Source organism: Streptomyces sp. NPDC057287 (assembly GCF_042667905.1).
GTDB lineage: Bacteria > Actinomycetota > Actinomycetes > Streptomycetales > Streptomycetaceae > Streptomyces.
Genome location: NZ_JBHUYV010000006.1, coordinates 364,787 through 379,236 on the forward strand (window position 1 = coordinate 364,787; position 14,450 = coordinate 379,236).

Annotated in this window: 18 protein-coding genes; 16 read left to right on the forward strand and 2 right to left on the reverse strand. The window is 68.5% G+C overall.

What is annotated here, in order from left to right:
- Window positions 1-8: 8 nt before the first annotated feature.
- The 15 genes from rplF to truA all read left to right on the forward strand — a co-directional run bounded on the left by rplF (window position 9) and on the right by truA (window position 9,870).
- A complete protein-coding gene (gene rplF / locus ACFUNE_RS14665; protein ID WP_147959075.1) occupies window positions 9-548 on the forward strand; it encodes a 50S ribosomal protein L6 in 540 nt (179 codons plus the stop codon).
- Between the two features lie 3 nt (window positions 549-551).
- Window positions 552-935 carry a 50S ribosomal protein L18 gene (rplR, locus tag ACFUNE_RS14670; protein ID WP_033297607.1) on the forward strand — a complete coding sequence of 128 codons (384 nt, stop codon included), beginning with the start codon at window positions 552-554 and terminating at the stop codon, window positions 933-935.
- Between the two features lie 47 nt (window positions 936-982).
- Complete coding sequence (gene rpsE / locus ACFUNE_RS14675) at window positions 983-1,585, forward strand: 30S ribosomal protein S5 (RefSeq protein WP_014047793.1); 603 nt, start codon at window positions 983-985, stop codon at window positions 1,583-1,585.
- Window positions 1,585-1,767, forward strand: coding sequence for a 50S ribosomal protein L30 (gene rpmD / locus ACFUNE_RS14680; RefSeq protein ID WP_006126892.1), 183 nt, complete (start codon window positions 1,585-1,587; stop codon window positions 1,765-1,767). The genes rpsE and rpmD overlap by 1 nt, the downstream gene beginning before the upstream one ends.
- A 1-nt stretch (window position 1,768) precedes the next feature.
- On the forward strand, window positions 1,769-2,224 hold the full coding sequence (rplO, locus tag ACFUNE_RS14685) for a 50S ribosomal protein L15 (protein ID WP_103514103.1): 456 nt from the start codon (window positions 1,769-1,771) through the stop codon (window positions 2,222-2,224).
- Window positions 2,225-2,448: 224 nt separating this feature from the next.
- Window positions 2,449-3,768, forward strand: coding sequence for a preprotein translocase subunit SecY (gene secY / locus ACFUNE_RS14690; protein WP_383566483.1), 1,320 nt, complete (start codon window positions 2,449-2,451; stop codon window positions 3,766-3,768).
- Window positions 3,768-4,427, forward strand: coding sequence for an adenylate kinase (locus ACFUNE_RS14695; RefSeq protein WP_383566486.1), 660 nt, complete (start codon window positions 3,768-3,770; stop codon window positions 4,425-4,427). The genes secY and ACFUNE_RS14695 overlap by 1 nt, the downstream gene beginning before the upstream one ends.
- 119 nt (window positions 4,428-4,546) lie before the next feature.
- On the forward strand, window positions 4,547-5,383 hold the full coding sequence (gene map / locus ACFUNE_RS14700; RefSeq protein WP_383566489.1) for a type I methionyl aminopeptidase: 837 nt from the start codon (window positions 4,547-4,549) through the stop codon (window positions 5,381-5,383).
- Window positions 5,384-5,584: 201 nt separating this feature from the next.
- The gene (infA, locus tag ACFUNE_RS14705; protein ID WP_014047798.1) at window positions 5,585-5,806 is read left to right on the forward strand and encodes a translation initiation factor IF-1; all 222 of its coding nucleotides are present in this window, start codon (window positions 5,585-5,587) and stop codon (window positions 5,804-5,806) included.
- A gap of 60 nt (window positions 5,807-5,866) precedes the next feature.
- Window positions 5,867-5,980, forward strand: a complete 114-nt coding sequence (gene rpmJ / locus ACFUNE_RS14710; protein WP_003956441.1) for a 50S ribosomal protein L36 — start codon at window positions 5,867-5,869, stop codon at window positions 5,978-5,980.
- Window positions 5,981-6,177: 197 nt separating this feature from the next.
- Window positions 6,178-6,558: a 30S ribosomal protein S13 gene (gene rpsM, locus ACFUNE_RS14715; protein ID WP_307125430.1), complete on the forward strand. Its 381-nt coding sequence runs from the start codon at window positions 6,178-6,180 to the stop codon at window positions 6,556-6,558.
- 105 nt (window positions 6,559-6,663) lie between these two features.
- On the forward strand, window positions 6,664-7,068 hold the full coding sequence (gene rpsK, locus ACFUNE_RS14720; protein ID WP_003956432.1) for a 30S ribosomal protein S11: 405 nt from the start codon (window positions 6,664-6,666) through the stop codon (window positions 7,066-7,068).
- A 136-nt stretch (window positions 7,069-7,204) separates the two neighbouring features.
- Window positions 7,205-8,227, forward strand: coding sequence for a DNA-directed RNA polymerase subunit alpha (locus ACFUNE_RS14725; protein WP_003966937.1), 1,023 nt, complete (start codon window positions 7,205-7,207; stop codon window positions 8,225-8,227).
- 204 nt (window positions 8,228-8,431) lie between these two features.
- Window positions 8,432-8,938, forward strand: coding sequence for a 50S ribosomal protein L17 (gene rplQ, locus ACFUNE_RS14730; RefSeq protein WP_383566494.1), 507 nt, complete (start codon window positions 8,432-8,434; stop codon window positions 8,936-8,938).
- 77 nt (window positions 8,939-9,015) lie between these two features.
- Window positions 9,016-9,870 carry a tRNA pseudouridine(38-40) synthase TruA gene (gene truA, locus ACFUNE_RS14735; protein WP_383566497.1) on the forward strand — a complete coding sequence of 285 codons (855 nt, stop codon included), beginning with the start codon at window positions 9,016-9,018 and terminating at the stop codon, window positions 9,868-9,870.
- Here the strand turns inward: truA and ACFUNE_RS14740 are convergent.
- Both ACFUNE_RS14740 and ACFUNE_RS14745 read right to left on the reverse strand, forming a co-directional pair.
- Window positions 9,839-11,728 carry a hypothetical protein gene (locus tag ACFUNE_RS14740; RefSeq protein ID WP_383566500.1) on the reverse strand — a complete coding sequence of 630 codons (1,890 nt, stop codon included), beginning with the start codon at window positions 11,726-11,728 and terminating at the stop codon, window positions 9,839-9,841. The genes truA and ACFUNE_RS14740 overlap by 32 nt on opposite strands.
- Before the next feature lie 59 nt (window positions 11,729-11,787).
- Window positions 11,788-12,642, reverse strand: a complete 855-nt coding sequence (locus ACFUNE_RS14745) for a hypothetical protein (RefSeq protein WP_383566503.1) — start codon at window positions 12,640-12,642, stop codon at window positions 11,788-11,790.
- Between the two features lie 67 nt (window positions 12,643-12,709).
- Between ACFUNE_RS14745 and ACFUNE_RS14750 the strand changes: the two genes are divergently transcribed.
- A complete protein-coding gene (locus ACFUNE_RS14750; protein ID WP_383566506.1) occupies window positions 12,710-14,329 on the forward strand; it encodes an ATP-binding cassette domain-containing protein in 1,620 nt (539 codons plus the stop codon).
- Window positions 14,330-14,450 lie beyond the last annotated feature (121 nt).

Consider the following 14,450-nt stretch of genomic DNA (forward strand, 5'->3'; position numbering starts at 1 on the left):
GAAAGCTCATGTCGCGAATCGGCAAGCTCCCCATCCAGGTTCCCGCCGGTGTGGACGTCACCATCGATGGCCGCACGGTCGCGGTGAAGGGCCCCAAGGGTTCCCTCTCGCACACCGTCGCAGCGCCGATCGAGGTCACCAAGGGTGAGGACGGCGTGCTCAACGTCGTCCGCCCGAACGACGAGCGTCAGAACAAGGCCCTTCACGGCCTGTCCCGCACGCTGGTGGCGAACATGATCACCGGCGTGACCGCGGGATACAGCAAGGCGCTCGAGATCAGCGGTGTCGGTTACCGAGTCCAGGCGAAGGGCTCCAACCTGGAGTTCGCCCTGGGCTACAGCCACCCGATCCTCATCGAGGCCCCCGAGGGCATCACCTTCAAGGTCGAGTCGCCCACGAAGTTCAGTGTCGAGGGCATCGACAAGCAGAAGGTCGGCGAGGTCTCGGCGAAGATCCGCAAGCTGCGGAAGCCTGACCCGTACAAGGCCAAGGGCGTCAAGTACGCCGGCGAGGTTATCCGCCGCAAGGTCGGAAAGGCGGGTAAGTAAGCCATGGCATACGGTGTAAAGATCGCCAAGGGCGACGCCTACAAGCGTGCCGCCCTCAAGCGTCGCCACATCCGCGTCCGCAAGCACATCTCCGGTTCGCCGGAGAGGCCGCGCCTGGTCGTGACGCGTTCCAACCGCCACATCGTGGCTCAGGTCATCGACGACATCGCGGGCCACACGCTCGCGTCGGCGTCGACCCTGGACACGTCGATCCGTGGTGCGGAGGGTGACAAGAGCGCCCAGGCCAAGCAGGTCGGCGCCCTGGTCGCCGAGCGCGCCAAGGCCGCAGGCGTCGAGGCCGTCGTGTTTGACCGCGGTGGTAACCAGTACGCCGGGCGGATTGCCGCTCTGGCTGACGCCGCCCGTGAAGCCGGGCTGAAGTTCTAAGCCCCGGTTCCAACGCACAGCGGACGTAACAGAGAGAGGTAAATCCAATGGCTGGACCCCAGCGCCGCGGAAGCGGTGCCGGTGGCGGCGAGCGGCGGGACCGGAAGGGCCGTGACGGTGGCGCTGCCGCCGAGAAGACCGCGTACGTCGAGCGCGTCGTCGCGATCAACCGCGTTGCCAAGGTAGTGAAGGGTGGTCGTCGCTTCAGCTTCACCGCGCTGGTCGTGGTGGGCGATGGTGACGGCACCGTCGGTGTCGGATACGGCAAGGCCAAGGAAGTTCCCGCGGCCATCGCCAAGGGCGTCGAAGAGGCCAAGAAGAGCTTCTTCAAGGTCCCGCGTATCCAGGGCACCATCCCTCACCCGATCCAGGGCGAGAAGGCCGCGGGCGTCGTTCTGCTCAAGCCTGCTTCCCCCGGTACCGGTGTGATCGCGGGTGGCCCGGTGCGCGCCGTTCTGGAGTGCGCCGGCGTCCACGACATCCTGTCGAAGTCGCTCGGTTCCTCGAACCCGATCAACATCGTGCACGCGACCGTGGCGGCCCTCCAGGGCCTGCAGCGTCCCGAGGAGATCGCGGCTCGCCGTGGTCTGCCCCTCGAGGACGTCGCCCCCGCGGCTCTGCTTCGTGCACGTGCGGGAGCGGGTGCGTAATGGCTCGCCTCAAGATCACGCAGACGAAGTCGTACATCGGCAGCAAGCAGAACCACCGCGACACCCTGCGTTCGCTCGGGCTCAAGCGCCTGAACGACTCGGTTGTCAAGGAGGACCGCCCCGAGTTCCGCGGCATGGTGCAGACCGTCCGCCACCTCGTGACGGTTGAGGAGGTTGACTGACATGGCGGAGAACAGCCCGCTGAAGGCCCACAACCTCCGGCCTGCCCCGGGCGCCAAGACCGCCAAGACCCGTGTGGGTCGTGGTGAGGCGTCCAAGGGTAAGACCGCAGGCCGTGGTACCAAGGGTACGAAGGCTCGTTACCAGGTTCCGGAGCGCTTCGAGGGTGGCCAGATGCCCCTCCACATGCGTCTCCCGAAGCTCAAGGGCTTCAAGAACCCGTTCCGCACGGAGTACCAGGTCGTGAACCTGGACAAGCTCTCGACGCTCTACCCCGAGGGTGGAGAGGTCACGGTGGCCGACCTGGTCGCCAAGGGCGCTGTGCGCAACAACCACCTCGTCAAGGTCCTCGGACAGGGCGAGATCTCCGTGGCACTGCAGGTTTCGGTTGACGCCGTCTCCGGCTCCGCCAAGGAGAAGATTGCCGCTGCCGGCGGCACCGTCACCGAACTCGTCTGAGACAACTCGGACAGGGCTGTGGCCTGAACACCCGACCGGGGATGCCTCTCATTTGGGGCATCCCCGGTTGGTCGTTCCTAGGGGGGCATGTCCGCCGGTAAGGTGGCGTGCATTGTTGCTGTGGTAAGTCCTGGGCAAGCGCCCGGGGTCCTTTGGCTGTTACGTACCCGTCGATCCTCAAGACCGTCACCTCACGCTTTTGCGCGGGGGTCGCAGGAGGCACCGTGCTCACCGCGTTCGCCCGGGCGTTCAAGACGCCCGACCTGCGCAAGAAGCTGCTCTTCACGCTCGGCATCATCGTGCTCTACCGGCTCGGGGCGCACATCCCCGTACCGGGGGTGAGCTACGAGAACGTCCAGACCTGTGTTGACCAAGCCAGCAAGGGCAACAACAGCCTCTTCGGTCTGGTCAACATGTTCAGCGGTGGTGCACTGCTGCAGATCACGATCTTCGCGCTCGGCATCATGCCGTACATCACGGCCAGCATCATTCTTCAGCTGCTGACCGTCGTCATCCCCCGGCTCGAAGCCCTCAAGAAGGAGGGACAGTCGGGCACGGCCAAGATCACGCAGTACACGCGTTATCTGACCGTCGCACTGGCCATCCTCCAGGGCACCGGCCTGGTGGCGACCGCCCGCAGCGGCGCGCTGTTCAGCGGCTGCCCTGTCGCCGACCAGATCGTCCCGAACCAGTCGATCTTCACGACGATCGTCATGGTGATCACCATGACCGCCGGAACCGCCGCCGTCATGTGGCTCGGTGAGCTCATCACCGACCGCGGCATCGGCAACGGCATGTCGATCCTGATGTTCATCTCGATCGCCGCCAGCTTCCCCGGCGCCCTGTGGGCCATCAAGCAGAGCGGCAAGCTGGCCGACGGATGGATCGAGTTCATCACGGTCATCCTCGTCGGCTTCGTGATGGTGGGCCTCGTCGTCTTCGTCGAGCAGGCCCAGCGCCGGATTCCCGTGCAGTACGCGAAGCGCATGATCGGGCGCCGGTCGTACGGCGGTACGTCCACTTACATCCCGCTCAAGGTGAACCAGGCGGGTGTGATTCCCGTCATCTTCGCTTCTTCGCTGCTCTACATTCCTGCTCTAATCGTTCAGTTCTCCAACTCCACCGCGGGCTGGGCGACCTGGATTCAGGACCACTTCGTCAAGGGCGACCACCCGTACTACATCGCGACGTACTTCTTGCTGATCGTGTTCTTCGCCTTCTTCTACGTGGCGATCTCGTTCAACCCCGAAGAAGTCGCGGACAACATGAAGAAGTATGGTGGCTTCATCCCGGGCATCCGGGCAGGTCGACCCACAGCCGAGTACCTGAGCTACGTGCTCAACAGGATCACTTGGCCGGGATCGCTCTACCTGGGCCTGATCGCTCTTGTGCCGACGATGGCGTTGGCCGGCTTCGGTGGCGCGAACCAGAACTTCCCGTTCGGCGGGACGAGCATCCTGATCATCGTGGGTGTGGGTCTGGAGACCGTGAAGCAGATCGAGAGTCAGCTCCAGCAGCGCAATTACGAAGGGTTCCTCCGCTGATGCGAATCGTCCTCGTCGGGCCGCCCGGTGCCGGCAAGGGAACGCAGGCTGCGTTCCTTGCCAAGAATCTCTCGATTCCGCACATCTCCACGGGCGACCTCTTCCGCGCCAACATCAGCCAGGGCACCGACCTTGGCAAGCAGGCCCGCTCCTACATGGACGCGGGACAGCTGGTGCCGGACGAAGTCACCATCGCGATGGCCAAGGACCGCATGTCCCAGCCGGACGCCGAGAACGGCTTCCTCCTGGACGGCTTCCCCCGCAACGTGGGGCAGGCCGTGGCGCTCGACGAGATGCTCCACAGCGAGGGCGTCAAGCTGGACGCGGTTCTTGACCTCGAGGTCCCCGAGGACGAGGTGGTCAAGCGCATCGCTGGCCGCCGCATCTGCCGTAACGACAGTGCGCACGTCTTCCACGTGACGTACAACCCGCCGAAGGCCGAGGGCGTCTGCGACGCCTGCGGTGGCGAGCTGTACCAGCGGGACGACGACACCGAGGAGACGGTCCGGACCCGTCTCGAGGTCTACCACACGCAGACCGAGCCGATCATCGACTACTACCGGTCCCAGGGCCTGGTCGTGACGATCTCCGCGCTCGGCAAGGTCACCGAGGTGACCGAGCGGGCCATGGAGGCACTCAAGAAGTCCGACGAGGGCTGACGCCCCCGTTTCACCACCGCAGCCGGCCGCGGCGCCTTCGGGCGCCGCGGCCGACTGTTTGCGCCGTATCGTGGAGTACGGCCCGACGTTCACCTCCGTACGCAGAAAGGCGCCCAGCGATGGTGCAGATCAAGACCCCCGAGCAGATCGCGAAGATGCGCGAGGCGGGCCTCGTGGTCGCTGCCATACACGCCGCCACGCGCGAGGCGGCCGTCCCCGGCGCCACCACGAAGGACCTGGACGAGGTCGCGCGCAAGGTGATCGCCGACCACGGTGCGAAGTCGAACTTCCTGGGCTACGGCGGATTCCCGGCCACGATCTGCACCTCGGTCAACGAGGTCGTCGTGCACGGCATCCCGGACGAGAAGACCGTCCTCAAGGACGGCGACATCATCTCGATCGACGCCGGCGCGATCATCGACGGCTGGCACGGGGACGCGGCGTACACGGCCTTCGTGGGCACCGGTCACGCCCCGGAGCTCGTCGAGCTCTCCCGGGTGACCGAGGAGTCCATGTGGGCCGGGATCGCCGCTATGAAGGTGAACAACCGGCTCGTCGACATCTCGAAGGCCATCGAGTCCTACATCCGTCGCCAGCCCCGCCCGGCGACCGGCAAGTACGGGATCATCGAGGACTACGGCGGCCACGGCATCGGTACCGAGATGCACATGGACCCGCACCTGCTGAACTACGTCTCCCGCAAGCGCGGCAAGGGCATCAAGCTCGTCCCGGGCGTCTGCCTGGCCATCGAGCCCATGGTGTCGCTGGGCACGGCGCAGACCAAGGTCCTCTCCGACGAGTGGACGGTCCTCACGACCGACGGCTCCTCGTCGTCGCACTGGGAGCACTCGATCGCCCTCACGGAGCAGGGCCCGCTGGTCCTGACCGCCCCGGACTGCGGCCGGGCGAAGCTCGCGCAGTACGGCGTGGAGGCGGCTCCCGACCCGCTGGGCTGAGCTCACCTCCCGCCCGGGGCCGGACCGCCCGCACAGGACTGTCCGGCTGATCCGTGTCTAAGGATCAGAGGAAGTGGGCAAACTTGACGGATTCGTCTTTTGGAGTCCGCTGACGTAGACTGACTCGTCGGCTCTCGTGCATCCGTGTGTCTGCATACGGTGCGTGGAGTCGATCAAGGTAGCCGATTCGAAGGGCGAAGCGTGGCCAAGAAGCAAGGTGCCATCGAAATTGAGGGCACCGTGATCGAGTCCCTCCCGAACGCCATGTTCAGGGTGGAGCTCCAGAACGGTCACAAAGTCCTCGCGCACATCAGCGGCAAGATGCGTATGCACTACATCCGCATCCTCCCGGATGACCGGGTCGTCGTGGAGCTTTCTCCGTACGACCTGACGCGTGGCCGGATCGTCTACCGGTACAAGTAGATCTTGCCGCCATCCCGCTTCGGCGTGGTGAGGGCACTGACCCGGAGAACCTGACATCCCATGAAGGTCAAGCCGAGCGTCAAGAAGATCTGCGACAAGTGCAAGGTGATCCGCCGTCACGGCCGGGTCATGGTCATCTGCGACAACCTGCGCCACAAGCAGCGCCAGGGCTGACGCACGACCACCTGCATCTCGCAGTTCTTCGCGCGACGCACGTAAACGTACATACGCAGTGCCCGTCCAAGCTTCGGCTGACGACACCTCCGGCGGGGGCCGGGGACCCGGGCGTACCACCTCTTCCCACACGGGCGAGGTCGGCGTTCGGGAGTGGTACTGCGGAAGACCCCCGAAATGACAACTGGAGCCATTGAATGGCACGCGTTTCAGGTGTTGACATCCCGCGCGAAAAGCGCGTGGAGGTTGCCCTCACCTACGTCTTCGGCATCGGGCGTACCCGGTCCAAGGAGATCCTCGCCACCACCGGCGTGAACCCCAACGCTCGCGTTCGTGACCTGGCCGAAGAGGACCTGGTCAAGATCCGCGAGTACGTGGACGCCAACCTCCGCACCGAGGGTGACCTTCGCCGCGAGATCCAGGGCGACATCCGCCGCAAGATCGAGATCGGCTGCTACCAGGGCATCCGGCACCGTCGCGGTCTGCCGGTCCACGGTCAGCGCACCAGCACGAACGCGCGTACCCGCAAGGGCCCGCGTCGCGCGATCGCCGGTAAGAAGAAGCCGGGCAAGAAGTAGTCCTCAGCGGACGAGCTGCGGGCGTCCGGGTCACCGGTCATCCGCGGTAACCAGCGGTCTTCGCTGTAGGACCGATCACCTCCCCTCTCCATCTGGAGTAAAGACATGCCCCCCAAGGGTCGTCAGGGCGCAGCCAAGAAGGTGCGTCGCAAGGAAAAGAAGAACGTCGCTCATGGGCACGCCCACATCAAGAGCACGTTCAACAACACCATCGTCTCGATCACGGACCCCTCGGGCAACGTGATCTCCTGGGCCTCCGCCGGCCACGTCGGCTTCAAGGGCTCGCGCAAGTCCACCCCCTTCGCCGCGCAGATGGCCGCTGAGTCGGCCGCCCGCCGCGCGCAGGAGCACGGCATGCGCAAGGTCGACGTCTTCGTCAAGGGTCCCGGCTCCGGCCGTGAGACCGCGATCCGCTCCCTCCAGGCCACGGGCCTCGAGGTCGGTTCGATCCAGGACGTCACCCCGACGCCGCACAACGGCTGCCGTCCGCCGAAGCGTCGCCGCGTCTGATCCGTCGCGGCCGGTGACGGCCGTGCGTCAGTAGCGTGGGTCCGGGCGGTATGCCCCTTCGGGGGCGTGCCGCCCGTACCCTTGTTTCATCTGTCGGGCATCAAATAGTGGGTGCCCACGACTGAAGGATTCCTTCATGCTTATCGCTCAGCGTCCGTCGCTGACCGAAGAGGTCGTCGACGAGTTCCGTTCCCGGTTCGTGATCGAGCCGCTGGAGCCTGGCTTCGGTTACACCCTCGGCAACTCCCTGCGTCGCACGCTCCTCTCCTCGATCCCCGGTGCCGCTGTCACCAGCATCCGGATCGACGGTGTCCTGCACGAGTTCACCACCGTGCCGGGCGTCAAGGAGGACGTGACCGACCTCATCCTCAACATCAAGCAGCTGGTCGTCTCCTCGGAGCACGACGAGCCGGTCGTGATGTACCTGCGCAAGCAGGGTCCCGGCCTGGTCACCGCTGCTGACATCGCCCCGCCGGCCGGTGTCGAGGTCCACAACCCGGACCTGGTCCTGGCCACGCTGAACGGCAAGGGCAAGCTGGAGATGGAGCTGACCGTCGAGCGCGGTCGCGGCTACGTCTCCGCCGTCCAGAACAAGCAGGTGGGCCAGGAGATCGGCCGGATCCCGGTCGACTCCATCTACTCGCCGGTGCTCAAGGTCACGTACAAGGTCGAGGCGACCCGTGTCGAGCAGCGCACCGACTTCGACAAGCTGATCGTCGACGTCGAGACCAAGCAGGCCATGCGTCCCCGTGACGCCATGGCGTCGGCCGGTAAGACCCTGGTCGAGCTGTTCGGTCTGGCGCGCGAGCTCAACATCGACGCCGAGGGCATCGACATGGGCCCGTCCCCGACGGACGCCGCGCTCGCCGCCGATCTGGCGCTGCCGATCGAGGAGCTCGAGCTCACGGTCCGTTCGTACAACTGCCTCAAGCGCGAGGGCATCCACTCCGTGGGTGAGCTCGTGGCTCGCTCCGAGGCGGACCTGCTCGACATCCGCAACTTCGGTGCGAAGTCGATCGACGAGGTCAAGGCGAAGCTGGCCGGTATGGGCCTGGCGCTCAAGGACTCGCCTCCCGGCTTCGACCCGACCGCCGCCGCCGACGCCTTCGGCGCCGACGACGACGCGGACGCCGGTTTCGTGGAGACCGAGCAGTACTGAGCGCCTTCCGGCGAGGGGTGCCCGTCGTCGAGGGTGCCCCGCGCCGGGGTTGAGGCTCTGTCCTCAAACGCCGGACGGGCTCGGATTTCGGGCTGAGGCCCGATCTCGGGTGCGGACGGCACACGAACTTCCGCGGGGCGGCCGCCTCGCGGGAACTGACACCGGTACCTGATACGGCCGGTGCAGCACACAAGGAGAAAAACCATGCCTCAGCCCGCCAAGGGTGCCCGTCTGGGCGGCAGCGCTGCGCACGAGAAGCTTCTTCTCATCAACCTCGCGAAGTCGCTGTTCGAGCACGGCCGCATCACCACGACCGAGGCCAAGGCCCGCCGCCTGCGTCCGGTCGCCGAGCGTTTCATCACCAAGGCGAAGAAGGGCGACATCCACAACCGTCGCCTGGTGCTGCAGTCGATCACGGACAAGGGCATCGTGCACACGCTCTTCACCGAGATCGCCCCGCGGTACGAGAACCGCCCCGGTGGTTACACCCGCATCACCAAGATCGGCAACCGTCGTGGCGACAACGCCCCGATGGCCGTCATCGAGCTGGTCGAGGCGCTGACCGTGGCGCAGGCCGCCACCGGTGAGGCCGAGGCCGCGACCAAGCGCGCCGTCAAGGAAGACGCCCTCAAGAAGGACGAGGCTCCGGCCGAGACCGTCGAGGACGCCAAGCCGGCCGACGCCGCCGCTGAGGACTCCAAGGACGCCTGAGCGTTCTGAGACCCGGTACGGGCCCGCATCTCCCTTCGGGGCGGTGCGGGCCCGTTCGCTTTTGAGAGGATCTTCGGGTGAGTGACGAGGCAGAGCCCGGATTCGTACGGGTGCGGCTGGACCTGTCCTACGACGGCAAGGACTTCTCCGGCTGGGCGAAGCAGACCAGCAGGCGCACCGTGCAGGGTGAGATCGAGGACGCGCTGCGTACCGTGACGCGGTCGTCCGTGACGTACGACCTGACGGTCGCGGGGCGCACCGACGCCGGGGTGCACGCGCGGGGGCAGGTGGCGCACGTCGACCTGCCGGCCGGGGTGTGGGCCGAGCACGAGGAGAAGCTGCTGCGGCGGATGGCGGGGCGGCTGCCGCTGGACGTGCGGATCTGGCGGGCGGCCGAGGCCCCCGCGGGGTTCAACGCGCGCTTCTCCGCGCTGTGGCGGCGTTACGCCTACCGGGTGGGGGACCGGCCGGGCGGTGTGGACCCGCTGCTGCGGGGCCATGTGCTGTGGCACGACCGGCCGTTGGACCTGGACGCGATGAACGAGGCCGCCGCCCTGATGGTGGGGGAGCACGACTTCGCGGCGTACTGCAAGAAGCGTGAGGGCGCCACGACCATCCGTACGCTGCAGAAGCTGCACTGGGTGCGGGACGCGGGGTCGGGGGTGCTGACGGCGACCGTGCAGGCGGACGCCTTCTGCCACAACATGGTGCGGGCGCTGATCGGCGCGGCGCTGTTCGTCGGTGACGGGCGCCGTCCTGCCGGGTGGCCGGCCGAGGTGCTGGCGGCGAAGGTGCGGGACCCGGGTGTGCACGTGGTGCGGCCGCACGGGCTGACGCTGGAGGAAGTGGCGTATCCGGCGGACGGGCAGCTGGCGGCGAGGGCCGTGGAGGCCCGGAACGTCAGGACGCTGCCGGGGGCGGGCTGCTGCTGACCGGTCTGCGGCGCAGGGCGCGGACCAGCCTGGCGGCGAAGTGGACGGCGACGGCGCTGGACACGGTCGAGCGGAACCAGCCGATGTCCGGCGTCCACCAGGCGTAGACCGCCGCCGCGCCGAAGACCAGCAGCGCCAGGGTGCGCAGGATCCACCAGCTGACCGGGTGGGACTCGGAGGTGGGCGGGGTCTCCGGGTGGACGCCGTCCTTCGTGGTCATGGTGTCCCGCATGCCCGCGAGGAATCCGCGCCGGACCAGCACACGGGCGCCCGGGAGTCCGGCGAGGATCTCCTGCTCGCCCCCGTAGCCCTCGGGGAGCGGAGGGAGGCCCAGGGCGGCGACCAGCTGGCCCTGATGGCGGGCGGGGTCGCCCGAGGCCCGCAGGATGTGGGCCAGGGGGCGCGGGTCGGTCAGTCCGTAGACCCGCGCCAGTGCGGCGGCCGTGGCGGTCGCCTTCGCGTGGTCGGTGGCGGGGGCGGCGGTCTCCCAGGCGTGGTCCGTCACCTTCCTGCCCCGGTGCAGCAGGGTGAAGCTGCTCCGCTCGGGTGTGCGGTGCAGGACCAGGGCGGGCCAGTCCTCGGCGGTGGTGAAGTTGTCGGCGGCCGAGGTGAGCGGGTCCTCCGGGAGCAGGGCCGCGCGTCTCCCGCGCACCGGGTCCGGGACGATCTCGACGTAGGTGTGGTGACTGCCCGCAGGGGCCGTCCGCAGGCTGTGGCCGCAGATCAGGGCGGCCTGGGCGACCTCGGTGGGACCGGTGGAGGCGATCGCGACCGACCGGGGCGCCAGCTCGCGCTCCCAGTCGGGCGCGCCGGTGGCCGGGGGCCGGGGGGACGGGCGGAAGAAGGGGACCTTCATGGCCAGCTCGACACGGGTGTCGGAGCGGGCCTCCAGGAACTCGGCGCGGGCATCGCCGAAATAGGTCCAGGGAAAGGTCGTGGCGTGCACCCCGATGCTGCGGAAGGCGGTGAGGGCCTCCTCGTAGCGGCTCATCGACCACAGGACCAGGGCCAGGTGGTTGCGGAAGCCGGCGGCCTCCCGGTCGCCGGGGGCGTAGCTCTCCGACAGGGCCTGGGCGCGGACCACCGCGGCCTCGGCGCGCGGGGTGTACGGGTCGGGATCGGGCGTCTCCTCGTCGGCGATCAGGTACTCCACGACGGCCTGGAGCGGCAGCGCGTGGAGCCGTGAGCCGGGCGGCGCCTGGTCGGCCGCGCGCTCGGCGAAGGCGAACATCTCCTCGTGCGAGCCGTACCACTTGCCGCACAGGTACTGAAGCGCCTGGACGTGGCAGCCCTCGTGGTGGGGGTCGCGCGCGTTCGCCTCGGCCAGATAGGTGTCGAAGACCTCGCGCGGGGCCTGGATGCCCCGGGCCTGTGTCAGCGCGATGCGCCACGGGACCGGGTCGTCGGGGTTGAGCTCGGCGGCTTCCGAGATCACCGGCACCGCGTCCCGCAGCACCGTGTGGAACGCCCGGAACTGGTCGGCCTCGACGTGCTTGGCCCGGGCGCCCGTCCGTATCTGCCAGGCCTGGTAGATGTACTGGTCGGCCTTGACCAGTACGGCGTCGGGGTGCTCCGGATACTCCTCCAGCCAGCTGTCCAGCCACCCGGGGTGGTGCAGGGAGGCCCGTGCGAGACGGGAGACGCAGGTGTCCCTGCGCTCCCACTGGGCGTGCTCCCGGGTGGCCGCGAGCAGCTCCGCGGCCGGGGCGTGGTCACCGTCCGCCGCCGCGGCGAGGGCCTCCCGCAGCGAGGGGTCCGGGGCGTCCACGACCACGGCGTCGTCCGGGGGCAGGTCGGCGCCTATGGCGTCGCTGTGGCGCAGGACGCGCGGGATGGTGAGGAGGGTGTGCAGACGCACGGCGGCGGGTCCTCGGTCGGAGGGAGGGACGGGACGGTGCGCGAGCGGCGGGCGGACGGTCAGACGACGGGGGCCCCTGCGGCCGCCGAGGCCTGGACCTCACCGCGGTGGCGGATCTGCCGGAAGGTGAAGTCGGTGAGGTCGTCACCGACCGCGTACACGTCCTTCGCCGCTGTGGTGACGTTCTTCCCGCTGGTGAAGCCGCCGACCGTGAAGTAGGCGTAGCGCCCGTAGGAGTTGGCGGTACGCCGGCAGACGGACCCGCCGCGGCAGAAGGTGGGTACGCCCGAGCCGCTCAGTGAGGCGAGGCCGCCTGACGCCTGCTGGGCCGCCTTCCTGGCCTCCGCCTCGGTGCCGAAGACGGCGAGACCGATGGTGACCGCGACGCCGTCCTTGCTGTACGTGGCGCGGATGACCTGGTCGCAGCCGTTGCCGTCGAGGATCTGGCCGAGGGCGCCCTGGGTCGTCGTGGCGCAGTTCGCCGTGCGGGCGGTGGCGCCCTTGGCGTAGACGCGGTCGCCCATGGTCAGCTTCCTGCCGGGGAAGAAGGCGTCGACGGTGACCGGGCCCTTGTCCTTCTTCTCGTCGGCTATGTAGTCCTTCGGGTCCGGCGGGGGCGGCGGAGCCACCGAGGAGAAGGAGGGCCCCGGCGCGGAGGTCTCCGAGGGCAGGTCGGCGGGGGCGGGCAGCTCACTCGCGTTCTTGTCCGACCCGGACGTGCCACCGCCTCCACCGGTCGTGATGACGGCCGTGGCCACGATCGCGGCCACGGCGGCGGTGGCCACCGCGCCACCCCCGATCAGCAGCCACTTCTTGCGCCTGCCGCGTGCGGCGGACGCCTCCGCCAGTGCTGCCCAGTCCGGAGTCCGGCTCTCTCCCGGCCCCCAGGAGGGCCCCCCTTGCCCAAAGCTCATGCGGCGAATCCTAGACCGACCGTAATCCGGTTGGGCCAATGGTTCTCCTGCCGTGACAATGCTGTGCATGGGACATCTTGAAGCGGGCCACCTGGAGTACTACCTACCGGACGGACGGGTGCTGCTCGGCGACGCTTCGTTCCGGGTGGCCGACGGCGCCGTGGTCGCCCTCGTCGGCGCGAACGGGGCGGGCAAGACGACCCTGCTGAAGCTGCTCGCCGGGGAGCTCCAGCCGCACGGCGGCTCGGTCTCGGTGAGCGGCGGGCTGGGCGTGATGGCCCAGTTCGTGGGTTCCGTACGGGACGAGCGGACCGTCCGTGACCTGCTGGTCTCCGTGGCCCAGCCCCGCCTCAGGACGGCGGCGGCGGCTGTCGACGCGGCGGAGGAGCGCATCCTCACCGTGGACGACGAGGCCGCGCAGATGGCGTACGCGCAGGCGCTGAGCGACTGGGCGGAGGTGCAGGGGTACGAGGCCGAGACGCTCTGGGACATCTGCACCATGGCCGCGCTCGGCGTCCCGTACGAGAAGGCGCAGTGGCGCGAGGTGCGCACGCTCAGCGGGGGCGAGCAGAAGCGGCTCGTCCTGGAGGCGCTGCTCCGGGGTCCGGACGAGGTGCTGCTGCTCGACGAGCCGGACAACTATCTGGACGTCCCCGGCAAGCGGTGGCTGGAGGAGAAGCTCAGGGAGACCCGTAAGACGGTGCTCTTCGTCTCCCACGACCGGGAGCTGCTCTCGCGGGCCGCCGAGAAGATCGTGAGCGTGGAGCCGAGCCCGGCCGGCTCGGACGTCTGGGTGCACGGCGGCGGGTTCGGCACGTACCACGAGGCCCGCAAGGAGCGGTTCGCGCGCTTCGAGGAGCTCCTGCGGCGCTGGGAGGAGGAGCACGCCCGGCTGAAGGCGCTGGTCCTCCGGATGCGGCAGCAGGCGGCGAACAGCCCCGACATGGCGAACCGCTACCACGCGATGCAGACCCGCTTCAAGAAGTTCGAGGAGGCGGGGCCGCCCCCGGAGCCGCCGCGCGAGCAGGACATCAGGATGCGGCTGCGCGGCGGGCGGACCGGGGTGCGGGCGGTGACCTGCACGAACCTGGAGCTGACCGGGCTGATGAAGCCGTTCGACCTGGAGATCTACTACGGGGAGCGGGTCGCCGTGCTCGGCTCCAACGGCTCGGGGAAGTCGCACTTCCTGCGGCTGCTGGCGGGGGAGCCGGTGGCGCACACCGGGGAGTGGAAGCTCGGGGCGCGGGTCGTGCCGGGTCACTTCGCCCAGACGCACGCCCACCCGGAGCTGCTCGGCAGGACGCTGGTGGAGATCCTCTGGACCGAGCAGGCCAAGGACCGGGGCGGCGCGATGGGGGTGCTGCGGCGCTACGAGCTGGAGCGCCAGGGCGACCAGGCCTTCGAGAGGCTGTCCGGCGGGCAGCAGGCACGGTTCCAGATCCTGCTCCTGGAGCTGGCCGGCACGACCGCGCTGCTGCTGGACGAGCCGACGGACAACCTGGACCTGGAGTCGGCCGAGGCGTTGCAGGACGGGCTGGAGGTGTACGACGGGACGGTCATGGCCGTCACGCACGACCGCTGGTTCGCGAAGTCCTTCGACCGGTACCTGGTCTTCGGCTCGGACGGGGTGGTGCGGGAGTCCACGGAGCCGGTCTGGGACGAGCGCCGGGTCGCGCGGGAGCGGTAGGGGCCGCGCGTTTTGACCCGTCCCGGGCGGGGCGGGTACTGTCAGGGGTTGTTATACGTATGGGCTTCGTCGTTCTAAGCGAAGAGCCCGTGCGTAGGTTCTCTGGAGCAGTTCCCAGTGG

Coding starts and splice junctions, on each gene's coding strand:
- ACFUNE_RS14750 (WP_383566506.1), top strand. CDS start 12,710: ATGGGACATCTTGAAGCGGGCCACCTGGAGTACTACCTACCGGACGGA.
- rplO (WP_103514103.1), top strand. CDS start 1,769: ATGGCGGAGAACAGCCCGCTGAAGGCCCACAACCTCCGGCCTGCCCCG.
- rplQ (WP_383566494.1), top strand. CDS start 8,432: ATGCCTCAGCCCGCCAAGGGTGCCCGTCTGGGCGGCAGCGCTGCGCAC.
- rplR (WP_033297607.1), top strand. CDS start 552: ATGGCATACGGTGTAAAGATCGCCAAGGGCGACGCCTACAAGCGTGCC.
- rpsM (WP_307125430.1), top strand. CDS start 6,178: ATGGCACGCGTTTCAGGTGTTGACATCCCGCGCGAAAAGCGCGTGGAG.
- ACFUNE_RS14725 (WP_003966937.1), top strand. CDS start 7,205: ATGCTTATCGCTCAGCGTCCGTCGCTGACCGAAGAGGTCGTCGACGAG.
- rpmJ (WP_003956441.1), top strand. CDS start 5,867: ATGAAGGTCAAGCCGAGCGTCAAGAAGATCTGCGACAAGTGCAAGGTG.
- rplF (WP_147959075.1), top strand. CDS start 9: ATGTCGCGAATCGGCAAGCTCCCCATCCAGGTTCCCGCCGGTGTGGAC.
- ACFUNE_RS14695 (WP_383566486.1), top strand. CDS start 3,768: ATGCGAATCGTCCTCGTCGGGCCGCCCGGTGCCGGCAAGGGAACGCAG.
- rpsK (WP_003956432.1), top strand. CDS start 6,664: ATGCCCCCCAAGGGTCGTCAGGGCGCAGCCAAGAAGGTGCGTCGCAAG.
- ACFUNE_RS14745 (WP_383566503.1), bottom strand. CDS start 12,642: ATGAGCTTTGGGCAAGGGGGGCCCTCCTGGGGGCCGGGAGAGAGCCGG.
- map (WP_383566489.1), top strand. CDS start 4,547: ATGGTGCAGATCAAGACCCCCGAGCAGATCGCGAAGATGCGCGAGGCG.
- rpsE (WP_014047793.1), top strand. CDS start 983: ATGGCTGGACCCCAGCGCCGCGGAAGCGGTGCCGGTGGCGGCGAGCGG.
- rpmD (WP_006126892.1), top strand. CDS start 1,585: ATGGCTCGCCTCAAGATCACGCAGACGAAGTCGTACATCGGCAGCAAG.